Below are 12064 nucleotides of genomic sequence, written 5' to 3' on the forward strand. Positions count from 1 at the left end.
GTTCACCCATTGTTGCCCGCTGAGTCGGGTTGGCTTGCCTTCTTGGCACGCTCAAAGAGTTTTTCGATCTTATCGAAGAACCGGCTGCCCGATTGATCATTCTTCGTTTCATCTTCAATTTCATCGACGCTATCGAGGAGATCCTTGATGTCATCCTTCTTCGCATAACCAAGTGCGCGTGCAAAACGGAGTTGCTCCCGGGCCTTTTCCAAAAGGCCAGTGATGCGGTCATTATCCGCTTTGGTTCGGGAAGATTTCTTAGCAAGTTCCCTTGCTTCGTTAATGGCGCCCTGTGCCCGCGCGATCGGCAGCGGAATGATCGTGTCCTGAACTACTATTGTACCGAGTGCCGCCAGTATGACTTCCTTGGCCTCCTGCGGCTTATCCTTCGCAAGAAGCGCTGCAGCTGACTTGATGGCGTCTGGATAGGTTGCGAGAGGCAGGTTGCTAACGCGAATTATGGTCTCGCTTGCTAGACCATCCATCAATCGGCGAGCTTCCTGCAGGCGCCCGTCGTCAATCTTGTCCTCGACCTGCTTCTTGAGCGCTTTAACGGCGTCTTCATCGGCCAAAATATCGTGAGTGACGACCGAAACGTCGACAGGCGCCAGCGCGAGATTCGGACTGCGGGCGAGAAGGATTTCAAGCTTGCCTGTGGCCCGCTCCAGAGCTTCCAGTGCCTTCTTATCATCCTCTTCGTCGATAGCCCCGAGCGCAGTTTGCGTTTCCTGAAGGGCTGCAACGGCCTCTTCGAGGAGTTCGCTGGCATCGACGGCATTCATTTCGTCAGAGGCCGAGGCTGTCTCGGTCACTTCATTCGGAGAGGCCTGGGTTTGCTCCTTGGCTTCTTCGCCTTTGTCAGAACAGGCGCCGGTCGCGAGCAACGCCAAGGCAAGGATGGGCGAAGTTTTGTGGAAGGACAGCATGGCTAAACCCCTTTTCAACAGCGAGAGAAGATTATGTAGCGGAAGGCCCCTAGTCGCCTTGCGGCGCTGGCAGCATCAGCGGTTCCTTGAATCGAATGACGTGCCGGACTGCGTCCCAATCGACCACGAGCATCGACGTCACCCCTGTAGGACTATCCATCACCATCAAAGATTCAGGCCGTCTGATCAGATGATCGAGGCCTTCGAGGGCGATCTCGAACACGTCGCTCTTATGGTCATAAGTGATCCCTAAGATCGGCAAGCTCTTTGCTTGCACCTGATCTCCCAGGTCGAGAGACGCGACCTCAATTTCTGCCCTGAGTCCTGTCAGAGCATCTGTCACTTGGTTGCAGAAACTGGTCCATTGGGATTTCGGTACCGATTTCATTTCTTTAGCTCACCTAATTTTGGGTTGAGAATCTGGGCGAGGCGGCAGGGTTGCCTGTGACCAAAAATTGGTAATCTCGCGCTGCAATTCGTCGCCCAGCAGACGTGTGCGGCGGCACAGCTCATCCGCGGATCGACCTCTTGTTTCTCGTAAGCGGCACATCCGATCAAAAAGACGCTGTTCGAGATTCTTGAGACGCACGAACGCTTTCAGCTCAGCCTCAGATTGCTCCCCTAGCTGGCTCATGACTGCCTCGAGCCTCAGAAGACTTCCTCGGGTGCGGCCGACCTCCAGCGGCAGGCCGGCAATCCAGATCGTTGAGATATTGACCAACTGCATCGCACCCTCCTGCTTTTGGCGGGACGAAGTTGCGTCAATCCAACTCTCCTCGCGCTGACCTAGGTCAGCCCGAAAGCCGTTTTGCTTTGGTAGCTTGCCACACTGCAACGGAATCATGGTGACATATGTCACATTTAATGCTTTATAGCACTTATGGTGCTATATGGTATATTGCGAATATGAATCGCGCAGCAGCATTGGGGCTGCCGCCGCTCTTTTCTGGGCTGGCGCCGCGCGTGATCGAGCTGAGGGAAGGTCAGGACTTATCCATCAGCCCGACCGGGGATTTGTACTGGGTATTGTCCGGTGTTGTGCAAAACAGCGTGATTGCAGAGGATGGACGGCGCTGGATCGAAGGATTCCACCTCCCGGGTGAATTCTTCTGGGCCGATCAAGCGAGCGTCAAAAGCCAAACGGCCGAAGCGCTTTGCGCTACGTCCATCTTGATCACAGCATCTTCTGTTCTTCAGGCGCTGACATCGAGCAGTGATGCAGCGGTAGACTCTGTGTGGTCTTGGTGTGCCAGGACGCATGTGGCTTCATTGAGACGCGGATTTCTCCTCGCGCGGTCGACGGCAGTAGAAAAACTATCCTATTTCCTCATGGACCTGGTCCATCGCCTTGGCGGGCGCCGGGAGATTTGCCTGCTCATGTCGCGTGCCGAGATTGGCGATCATCTCGGCCTCACCAGCGAGACCGTTACCCGCACATTCACGCTTCTGCAGAACGAAAAGCTCCTCCGTGTGAACGGCAAGGACGTGACGATTCTCGATTCGAACGGGCTGCTTCTCAACGCCCAAGCCATATTCTCGACCTGACATGACGGCCAAAAGATTTGGCCGGCCATCCAATCGGGCAGTGGTGCTTCAGTCGCTGGCCGAGGGCTCTGGTGAATTGCCCGCTCTTGAAGCGAGCACCGCCCCACCCAAATATCCGGGCAAACGTCGTGCCAGGTAGCGGAGAAGCCAATAAATCCTCCATACCCAGAGATTTGCTTACTAGAGGTCTAAGGAGCAGACAGCATGGCTAGTTCAATTGATTCCGAGGTCCGAAACATGTCGGGCTTTTCTATCGGTCAGATCGAATGCACCCTCTCGGGAAACTGGTGGGTTTTCTTCATACGCGGGGTACTGTTCGTACTATTGGGCGCCTTGGCACTGGCAATGCCGATCAGTGCGGTTATCGCGCTAACGCTCCTATTTGGAGCTTTCTCATTCGTGGACGGGGTTCTCGCGCTTTGGTCCGGGGTGAGGCGGATGCGGAAGAATAAAAGGTGGGGATGGCTAATAGCGAGTGGTCTGATCGGGATCGTCACGGGTGCAATTGTCCTCATTGCCCCATATGTTGCTTCACTCGCGCTCGCATTATTTCTCTGGGGCATGATTGCATTCTGGAGCATCATGCGAGGCGGAATGGAAATAGCCGCAGCCATAAGAATGCGGAAGGAAATTAAAGGCGAATGGCTACTTGTCGCCGCCGGGCTCATATCCCTGCTTTTCGGAATTCTAGCAATTTACCTGATCATCGCCCTTCCGGGCAGCGCCGTCCTCGCCGCTGGCTGGGTGTTCGGAATCTACGCACTGATTTTTGGTGGGTTGATGCTTTTGCTCGGGTTCCGTCTGCGGCGCATCGCAAAGGCAGGCGGTGCAGTGGAGACATGAAGGCGACTAGCGGGATGACAAAAGCAATCGCCGTCGCCGGTAGGCCTCCTATGTCCGCTCCTTCTTGACGGGAGATCACAAGGACTAACAAGAATGGAAAGCGCATCAAACGCAACCCCTATGCTCGAAAGTGCAGCGCTCCTTATCGGCGGAGCCTTCGTTGTCGTATCGCTTTCCGTCCGGCTCGGTGTCCCAGCAATTCTGGGGTTTCTGCTTACTGGGCTCGTATTGGGACCACACGTTCTGGGGTTGCTGCAAGAGGAAGGTGCCGCATTGGATGCCTTGGGGGAGCTAGGGGTGATCCTGCTGATGTTCTCCCTAGGCCTCACATTCTCGTGGACGAAGCTCGTGGAACTCCGCCGTCTGATCTTCGGAATTGGCGGGGCGCAGGTCGGCATAACGGCTGTCATCGTCGCGCTCGGTGCGAATCTGCTTCTAGATGTGTCTTGGCCGATAGCCATATTGCTTGGCGCCGCCATTGCAATGTCGTCGACTGCTCTGAGTATCAAGCAACTGGAGGCCTCCGGTGCGTTGGGCCACGCTCAAGGCCGGACGTCGATTGCCATTCTTCTCTTTCAGGATCTGGCGACGGTAGGATTTCTGGTCCTTATTGATGCTCTGCAGACAGCAAGTGCTACCGGGCATGGGGTCGAAAAGGGCTTCTTCAACGCACTAGGTCTTTTCGCCGCGCTCATTCTGGCCAGGAAGATTCTCATTCCACTCGCCCAGTGGATTGAACGAAGCTCCAACAACGAACTTCCGCAGTTGCTTGCGCTCTTTCTGGTTCTTTCGACAGCAGTCGGAGCGCACTACGCCGGGCTTTCGCCAGCACTCGGAGCGTTCATCGCGGGAATGCTGATTAGCGAAGGCGATGCCCGAAACGTCGTTGAACGCGAAGTGAGGCCTTTTCGGGATCTCCTGCTAGGGATCTTTTTTGTCAGCCTAGGAGCTCAAATGGACATTACGATCCTCGACCAATCGTTTGGATCTGTCCTTGCTTGGCTGGCGGTCATCGTGGTCCTCAAAGCTGCGATTTTGGCCGCGATTCTCTACCTGGCAGACACCGACGCCGAAGTGTCCGCAAAGGTGGCATTGATATTGGCCCACGCCGGTGAATTCAGCCTGCTTCTCGTGTCTCTGAGTGTGGGTGCCGGTTTACTCGACAATGCGTTGGCCCAACCCTTCCTGCTCGCAATTGGGATCAGCCTGTTTGTCGCGCCCTTCCTTATCTCGCTATCCGCCAGGGAGAATCTCGTGCCGCAATCTCTTTGTAAGATGCGGCGAAACCAGGGGAGATAGGGGGGCACGCCACCAAACGCGACCTTGCGCAGCGCCAAAGATCATGCTGCCAGCTTACCAATTGCAGATTGATCCACCGATCCCGGAGCCTAGATTCCCGGAATGCAACCACAGACACCAACACCGTCACGCTCTTCGCGCCCGTTAGTAATTGCTCTAATCGCCATGAACGTCCTCCTCCTTTCAGCAGTCGCTTCGCTCCTCCTATTGCAATCCGCGCTTGTCGCTGAGCCTCGCACTGTTACGCCGCGCGGCGACCTTGCTGCCGATGAGCGAGCCACTATCGATCTTTTTCGCAATGCGCGCGATTCGGTTGTGTTCATCTCGACCCGCCAGCGTGTTGCCGATTTCTGGACCCGCAATGTCTACAGCGTGCCGCGCGGTTCGGGATCGGGCCTGATCTGGGATGGGGCCGGACACATCGTCACCAATTACCATGTAATAGAAGGAGCCTCGGAAGCTCAGATACAGATGTCCGATGGCCGCCAGTTCAATGCCCAGCTCGTGGGCGTGAGCCCGCAGCACGACCTCGCTGTTTTGAAGATCGGTGGCGCAGGATTTAGCGCCCCGGCGCGTGTTCCGATCGGCACCAGCAGTGATCTACAGGTGGGACAGAATGTCTTTGCCATTGGCAATCCCTTTGGTCTCGACTGGACGCTAACCAAAGGGATTGTTTCTGCCCTCGACCGGTCGCTCCCGAATGAGAATGGGCCGGATATCCGCCATCTGATTCAGACTGACGCAGCGGTTAATCCGGGCAATTCAGGTGGTCCGCTTCTCGACTCTGCCGGACGGCTGATCGGCATAAACACCGCCATTTACAGCCCTTCAGGCGCATCTGCAGGAATCAGCTTTGCAGTCCCAGTGGACACTGTGATGCGCGTGGTGCCACAGTTAATTGCCAACGGCCGCTACACGCGCCCCGCGCTTGGCATCGAAAGTGATGAGGAAATCAATGACCGGCTCAAGCGCGCTTCTGGTATTGACGGAGTATTCATCCTGAGTGTTGAGCCTGGATCGGCCGCAGAGCGCGTGGGCCTTGTCGGTGTTCAGCGTACGAGGCGCGGAATCCTGCCAGGAGACGTGATCGTGGCCCTAAACAGCAAGCCGGTGTCACGGCTAGGCGATTTACTCGCGCGGCTTGACGATTTTCAGGTGGGGCAAAAAGTACAACTTACGCTTCTCCGTGCCGGCGAGGAGCGCAATGTGTCCGTCGAACTCCAACCCGGAATCTGAGCACACGAACTTCGGCGGCCGCGCTCGAGGACGCTTTGCGATCACCGCGCTTCGGTCACCGGCCTGGCGGCAAGTAGATTTTTGGTTCTCCTCAATGCTTCGCACGCAACAAGCGACACCGGGCAACCGCAAAACGGCCGGGATGCCGAGAACGCCCGCGCCTGACATAAATCAGCGCGACAAGCCGTCATTCGCATAGTGAGGTCACTCATCTTGGATTTGGAAGTCCGACCAGCCGGTCGCCTGCAATTTGCCTGCAAGGGCGTGGATCCTATTCGAACATGGACATCGCGAAGGTGTTCCGGACCGGAGCGGGAAAATAATGGATAGTGCGCCGCTGACCAGAGATGCCTTCATGAATATGGTAAGGGCAAACCTTCCATCACTGATGGATGCGGCGGCGCGGGAACTTGCCTATCGAGAAGCGACGGGCGAACTCAGTTCCGGTCAATTGACTGAAGTGGACTTGATTGCAGAGACGCTTTTCAAAGCTTGGCGCAGCCGGAAACAAAAGCCGGACCTGTTGGAACCGCGCATCTGGTTGATTGGACTAATGCATGCAACCGCAGAAGTGCTCGTTGCGAAGGAGGCTGAAAGTCTGCCCCCAGGTCTTCTGAGTATTGAGGAAGTGATACACGAAAAACCGGCTCATGATCCTGACGCCGATTTTTGGGAATGGTTTCAGCCTGATGAGGTGTTGCGGAGAGAAGATCAAATCCCCGATGCCACGTCTCTACCCCAAGAGAGGGAGGAAATCGCATTGCGAAGCCCGAGCCTTCAAAAGCTGACAGGTACTCCTAAAGAAGCTGCAGTGTTGCATCTGGTGCATAAGTTGGAAATTGTTGAAGTCGCTCAATTTCTTCAGCTGCCCCTCCAGCAGGTGCGCGACGATATTCAAAAGGCTCATTGGGTCAGCGAGCCAAAATCGAAATAGCTACTCGATCCATACCACCGGGACAGCAAGAGACACACGCATTATGCCTAGGGTTCTCGTTCTCTATTATTCATCTTATGGCCACATCGAAGCCATGGCTGAAGCCATGGCGGAAGGTGCCCGTTCGACGGGAGCCGTGGTAGACATCAAACGTGTACCTGAAACTGTGCCAGAAGAAGTGGCGCGCGACGCCCATTTCAGACTCGATCAGCAGGCACCAGTTGCTTCCGTCGGCGACCTAGAACGATATGACGCCATCATCGTAGGCACAGGAACGCGCTTTGGCCGGATTTCGGCGCAGATGGCTGCATTCCTGGACCAGGCAGGTGACCTATGGGCTCGCGGTGCCCTGAATGGCAAGATCGGCGGGGCCTTCACTTCAACCGGCTCACAGCATGGTGGGCAGGAGACCACGCTGTTTTCGATCATTACCAATCTGCTGCACTTCGGAATGACGATTGTCGGGTTGGACTATGGTTATGCTGGCCAGATGAATGACAAGGAAATCGTCGGTGGGGCACCCTATGGTGCGTCGACTATTGCTGGCGCGGATGGGGGCCGTCAACCAAGCGATATTGATCTGGCAGGCGCCCGCTATCAGGGTCGACGGGTGGCCCAAGTCGCGGCCAAGGTTTTTGGCTGATTCATATCCTCCCACCGGCCATGCAGAATTGCACAGCCATTTAGAGCAACCACTCAATCGGCATGTTTGATAGCGCTCGGATTCCAATTCGCTGCCATGCAGTTGTCCCTGGTTCTGCACGGTGTTCGATCACCATCCCTGCTCGGTGTTCCATCCAGACGAGCTTACCTCTGTCGGACAATTTCAATTCGTAGGAACTGCTGAGCAGTTCTTTTAACGCATGTTCGACCCGGTTCGCAAGCGTGGGGCTTTCAATCACGCAACCCAACTCGGTATTGAGGTGCATGGATCGTGGATCGAAATTAAAAGAGCCGACGAACAAGCGGCGCCTGTCTATAGTGAACGTCTTGGCATGCAGTGTCGTAGCGGTGGACCGCAGAATCTTCCCTGCCTTCCCGCTTCGCCGTGAGGCCCCACTACTGAGCAAATTACGCTTCTCACCGCTGCTCCGCCGCCTTCCTCTCAGTTCGAACAGTTTGATGCCCTTTCGCAGCAGCGCTTTGCGATAAGATGCATATCCTGCATGAACTACCCAGACATCCGTTGCGGCGAACGAGTTAGTTATCACTCGTATCTCAACACCCTTCTCACGCATGGCCGTGAACACGTCGACCCCAGCTGCGGTAGGGACGAAATAAGCGGATATCAGCGAGATTTCGCGGATAGGCGTCTCGAGTATGCGATTGAGTCGATTTCCCAGGAGTTGGCTCGGTTTCGCTCGGCCAAGTGCCTTGGCAGGGTCGTCGCTAACTAGCCTTGCCGGTGCCCAATCGAGACTGTTGGACAACCCGATCTGCAAGGATGGCGCCGAGCGGATTGTTTGAACATAAGTTTGGGCAAGCGGTGGGTTCATTACCTGGGACAAACGATCTGCCAGTGCGGAAACGGGCGAGGTGGCCGCCCTGTCGCAAAGAGCCTCAAGAGGATAGGCTAGTGAACTGGACCAAAAGCGGTCGAAGTCCGTAGAGAGTTGGCCGACGATCGGCCCCACCGCCAGAGCATCAAGGTCCGCAAAATGCGATTGCTCATCTACCGCAAAATACTCATCGCCAATATTGCGGCCTCCAATGATGGCAAACGCGTTATCTGCAATGAAGCATTTATTGTGCATCCGCCGGTTAAGGCGGCCAAAGCTGGTTAGGTATTCGAGGAAGTGCCAGCGTTTGCTCAGGAACGGATTGAAAATCCTCACTTGTACGTTCGACGCGGCACTGAGTGCCGCCAACTCGGAGTAAAGTGAGAGTGCGCCATTTCCATCTAGTAGCAATCGGATACGAACGCCACGTTCGGCAGCCTTGCGAAGGGCGTCCAGTAGAAGCACCCCACATAGGTCGTTCCGCCACAGATAATATTGAAGATCCAGGCTTCTTACAGCCAACTCGGTCAGGGAGAGGCGCGCAGCGAATGCATCGCCGCCCTCGTTCATTAGGGAGAAGCCGGAGAGCGCGCCCTTTTCATTGGCAAGAACCTCCGCTTCCGCGCCTAAGGGAGTGTCGGCCGTGTCAACGAAAGCATGGCTTTCAGTTTGAAATGGAATGGCCGCGCTACGGACAGCAAAGACGATTTTCAGAATCGCCAAGGCGGAGGCCAATGCTGCCACGATGACGACGATGATCGCCCAGTGCCCCAAAGCTGCCTCTTCCGTTCGAGCGAATTGGATGAGTGGGTATGAGGGGATTACCCTGCTTTAACAATGACAAAGGTCAGAATGACAAAGCTCCAACTTGGGGTCTTGAACCGGTAGAGAGCGCTCCTAAATCTTGCAGTGCCGGGCGCCGCACAAGGGCTCGGTGGACATAGAGAGCGTCGGCTCTCATTACCGACGCTTCTCAAGTCCAGATTGCTCACAGGAGGATTTGGAAATGAGAACGAGTATTGACCTTACACCATATCGCCGTTCGACGGTCGGCTTCGATCGTCTCTTCGACATGCTCGAAGGCAAGACCGATGGCCAGGAAGGCTATCCGCCTTACAACCTCGTGCGCCTTGGCGAGGACAGCTACCGCATCGAGCTGGCCGTAGCCGGCTTCACACCCGATGAGGTGGAAGTCATCGCGCAGCAAAATCGCCTCACTGTAAGCGGCAAGAAAGGCGAGAACGAAGACGGTGGCGAATATCTACACCGGGGGATCGCAACACGTTCCTTCGAGCGCCGGTTCGAACTTGCTGACTATGTCGAGGTTGATTCGGCGAATTTCGAGAACGGGCTGCTTAGCATCACTCTCAGGAAGGTGGTGCCCGAAGCGATGAAGCCTCGCCGCATTGAGATCGGCCACGGCGAACCCGCTCCGAAGCAGATCGATACGGCTCAGGCACAAAGCCAAAAGGCCGCCTGATCTCTGACCCAACCGTTGTGCCGACGTCGCCGCATGACGGCGGCGGCGGAGGCATTCGCTCACTCGAAATTGATATAGGTGAATTATGGCAATCAAAGATTTGATCCCGTGGCGGCGGAATGAAACCTCATCCGAAATAACGCCGAGTTCCACGACGAACTGGCCGGAAGAACGGCACCCCGTCGAACAGTTCCGTCGACAAGTCGATCGACTGTTCGATGATTTCTTCTCGTTCCCGTCGCTTCTACGCGACCAGACCAAGGCATTCCCGGTATGGCCCAGTCTTGAAGTGAAGGAAAATGACAGTGAAGTCACCGTGACCGCAGAGCTGGCCGGCTTGACGGAGAAAGATGTGGAGGTCTCGGTTGATAACGGAGTCCTCACCATCCGAGGCGAAAAGACGAGCGCTAACGAAGATCGCGATAATGGGTGGTCGGAGCGCTTCTATGGCTCTTTCGAGCGCCAAGTTGCGCTGCCTGATGGTGCTGACGATGAAAAGTGCCATGCGAACTTCGACAACGGCGTACTGACTATCACAATGCCAAAAGCCGCAGGTAAATCTCGGCTGAAGAAGATTCCGATCGGCAAGGCCAATAACTGAGCCTGATGCGCATGAGGTCCCATTCCCGCGGGAATGGGACCTCGACTTTTCCCATTCGGGCCACCCCATGTCGCAGCAGTTCAATTGTTAGGAGACAGGAGCATGGAACGCGAGGAAATTACCAGAATTGCCGGTGCACTGGATGATACAACCATAGCCACGATCGAGGGTATGAATGCAACGTCCGCAGAGTTGACCGAGGCGATGAACTGGATAGCAAACGACGAGGCGTTGATATCCGATGGCCATCATCTCCCAGCCGGTCGTGTGGCAGCGCTGATTGATGCGCTAGAGCAAGCCGACCAAGCCCTCAATCCACCGGATTTTGAATAGTAAGAACTAAGCAGCCATGGCCCGCCCGACGGGGGGTGGGGGCGGCGGACCATGGCTGCGCCGGACAGGTGTACCAAGCCAGATCGGGGCAGATCTATTGCTTCAGAATCGCCCGCAACATCCAGGCGGTCTTTTCATGTACACCAATCCGTCCAACCACGAGGTCAGCCGTGGCTTGGTCATTTCCCTCTTCCGCATCAGGAACAAGTCGTCGCGCCGTCCTCGCCGCACCTTCATGCCCCTCAGCCAGGATTCTGACCATATCAGTCGCCTCAGGCGGATCGGCAGGAGCATCTGGAAGCGAACTTAGGCGGGCGAATTCCGCATATGAACCCGGTGCAGAACTACCAAGAGACCGGATTCTCTCCGCAATTGGGTCGACCGCGTTCCACAGCTCTGTGTACTCGGTCATGAACATAGCGTGCAGGCTAGTGAACATCGGCCCGGTCACGTTCCAATGGAAGTTATGGGTGGTCAGGTAGAGTGTATAGGTGTCGGCCAATAGTTTTTTCAAACCATCGACAATGACAATCTGCTTTTCCTCTAAAATTCCGGTTGCGACCGCCAATTCCAGTCTCCTTCACTGATAGCAAGGGTGACTTCAAGGCAGCGGGTCGAAGCGCTTCGCTGAGATCAATAATCCCTCGCGATACTGCGGCATCCGACTCGTCCTCGAACGCGACATTTCATAGCAAAAATATGGGAGGAAGGCCTGATATAGGTCAGTTCCGAGCAGGTATTGGCCGGCCCATCATATGTTCCCTCCTCTGCTGGGCTGACATGCCTCAGCGACACTTTCCTCGCTGCACTCCATCCAGCCCTGTGGTGAGTGATCGCCACAGACTTCTGTTGAAGGAGAGCAATGATGACACCGTTTCGTAGTGATGAAAGCATTAAAAAGGACATAGAAGCGGAGATTAAATACGATCCCTCTATCCAGCATCATGAAAGTATCGCGGTTACAGTCAAAGAAGGCATCGCCACACTGGCCGGAACGACGAACACCTTCATGGACTCTTACTACGCAGAAAAGGCGGCAAAAAGGGTTGGCGGAGTAAAGGCAGTTGCGAATGACATTCAAGTAAAGGTTACGGTTGAGCGACTCGACACGGAAATCGCCTCCGACGCCGTAAAAAGCATTACGCGAGAAGTTCCGATAGTAGCCGATAAGATCAAAGCCGTAGTTAAAAACGGATCGGTCACGCTGGAAGGTACAGTCGAATGGCACTACCAGAAGGAATGGGCTGAAAGAGCAGTTCGCTCGATACCGGGCGTGAAAAGTGTATCTAACAGAGGTGGTTCCGCCTTCTTGGACAGTTTGGCGGCTGAGTTAAGCTAATCCCAGTTGTTGTTTATGCCGCCTGTTTG

15 protein-coding genes are annotated in these 12064 nt (G+C 55.4%); 10 read left to right on the forward strand and 5 right to left on the reverse strand.

The genetic code is table 11. The annotated features are described in order from the left end of the window. Positions 1 to 2 precede the first annotated feature (2 nt). The 3 genes from B2G71_RS22560 to B2G71_RS22570 are packed head-to-tail and all read right to left on the reverse strand — an operon-like array spanning position 3 to position 1653. Positions 3 to 926, reverse strand: a complete 924-nt coding sequence (locus B2G71_RS22560) for a YfdX family protein (RefSeq protein WP_240530309.1) — start codon at positions 924 to 926, stop codon at positions 3 to 5. A gap of 49 nt (positions 927 to 975) precedes the next feature. Then, positions 976 to 1314, reverse strand: coding sequence for a DUF5335 domain-containing protein (locus tag B2G71_RS22565; RefSeq protein WP_046904200.1), 339 nt, complete (start codon positions 1312 to 1314; stop codon positions 976 to 978). Between the two features lie 9 nt (positions 1315 to 1323). Then, positions 1324 to 1653, reverse strand: a complete 330-nt coding sequence (locus B2G71_RS22570; protein ID WP_141521669.1) for a hypothetical protein — start codon at positions 1651 to 1653, stop codon at positions 1324 to 1326. Positions 1654 to 1832: 179 nt separating this feature from the next. Here B2G71_RS22570 and B2G71_RS22575 point away from each other — a divergent pair, with 179 nt between their 5' ends. From B2G71_RS22575 to wrbA, 6 genes are all read left to right on the forward strand, one after another. Further along, entirely contained in the window at positions 1833 to 2471 is a 639-nt protein-coding gene (locus B2G71_RS22575; RefSeq protein ID WP_046905178.1) for a helix-turn-helix domain-containing protein, read from the forward strand. A gap of 204 nt (positions 2472 to 2675) precedes the next feature. Then, entirely contained in the window at positions 2676 to 3314 is a 639-nt protein-coding gene (locus B2G71_RS22580; RefSeq protein ID WP_235980336.1) for a DUF308 domain-containing protein, read from the forward strand. A gap of 93 nt (positions 3315 to 3407) precedes the next feature. Next, a complete protein-coding gene (locus B2G71_RS22585; protein ID WP_098108915.1) occupies positions 3408 to 4613 on the forward strand; it encodes a cation:proton antiporter in 1206 nt (401 codons plus the stop codon). Between the two features lie 165 nt (positions 4614 to 4778). Then, complete coding sequence (locus B2G71_RS22590; RefSeq protein ID WP_240530310.1) at positions 4779 to 5849, forward strand: trypsin-like peptidase domain-containing protein; 1071 nt, start codon at positions 4779 to 4781, stop codon at positions 5847 to 5849. A gap of 322 nt (positions 5850 to 6171) precedes the next feature. Continuing rightward, positions 6172 to 6783: a hypothetical protein gene (locus tag B2G71_RS23890; RefSeq protein ID WP_141521670.1), complete on the forward strand. Its 612-nt coding sequence runs from the start codon at positions 6172 to 6174 to the stop codon at positions 6781 to 6783. Between the two features lie 43 nt (positions 6784 to 6826). Further along, positions 6827 to 7426, forward strand: coding sequence for an NAD(P)H:quinone oxidoreductase (gene wrbA, locus B2G71_RS22595; protein ID WP_098108917.1), 600 nt, complete (start codon positions 6827 to 6829; stop codon positions 7424 to 7426). A 40-nt stretch (positions 7427 to 7466) separates the two neighbouring features. On the opposite strand, the gene B2G71_RS22600 is transcribed toward wrbA, so the two are convergent. Continuing rightward, positions 7467 to 9056, reverse strand: coding sequence for a phospholipase D family protein (locus B2G71_RS22600; RefSeq protein WP_240530311.1), 1590 nt, complete (start codon positions 9054 to 9056; stop codon positions 7467 to 7469). A 232-nt stretch (positions 9057 to 9288) separates the two neighbouring features. Here B2G71_RS22600 and B2G71_RS22605 point away from each other — a divergent pair, with 232 nt between their 5' ends. From B2G71_RS22605 to B2G71_RS22615, 3 genes are all read left to right on the forward strand, one after another. Further along, a complete protein-coding gene (locus B2G71_RS22605; RefSeq protein ID WP_098108918.1) occupies positions 9289 to 9762 on the forward strand; it encodes an Hsp20 family protein in 474 nt (157 codons plus the stop codon). A gap of 85 nt (positions 9763 to 9847) precedes the next feature. Beyond that, positions 9848 to 10363: an Hsp20/alpha crystallin family protein gene (locus tag B2G71_RS22610; RefSeq protein ID WP_046904193.1), complete on the forward strand. Its 516-nt coding sequence runs from the start codon at positions 9848 to 9850 to the stop codon at positions 10361 to 10363. A gap of 102 nt (positions 10364 to 10465) precedes the next feature. Then, complete coding sequence (locus B2G71_RS22615) at positions 10466 to 10696, forward strand: hypothetical protein (protein ID WP_098108919.1); 231 nt, start codon at positions 10466 to 10468, stop codon at positions 10694 to 10696. A 94-nt stretch (positions 10697 to 10790) separates the two neighbouring features. On the opposite strand, the gene B2G71_RS22620 is transcribed toward B2G71_RS22615, so the two are convergent. Then, positions 10791 to 11264, reverse strand: coding sequence for a DNA starvation/stationary phase protection protein (locus B2G71_RS22620; protein ID WP_206049489.1), 474 nt, complete (start codon positions 11262 to 11264; stop codon positions 10791 to 10793). 297 nt (positions 11265 to 11561) lie between these two features. On the opposite strand from B2G71_RS22620, the gene B2G71_RS22625 reads away from it, so the two are divergent. Continuing rightward, complete coding sequence (locus tag B2G71_RS22625) at positions 11562 to 12035, forward strand: BON domain-containing protein (RefSeq protein ID WP_240530312.1); 474 nt, start codon at positions 11562 to 11564, stop codon at positions 12033 to 12035. Positions 12036 to 12064: the final 29 nt, after the last annotated feature.

Origin of the sequence: Novosphingobium sp. PC22D, assembly GCF_002556635.1 — a bacterium.
Classification (GTDB): Bacteria; Pseudomonadota; Alphaproteobacteria; order Sphingomonadales; family Sphingomonadaceae; genus Novosphingobium.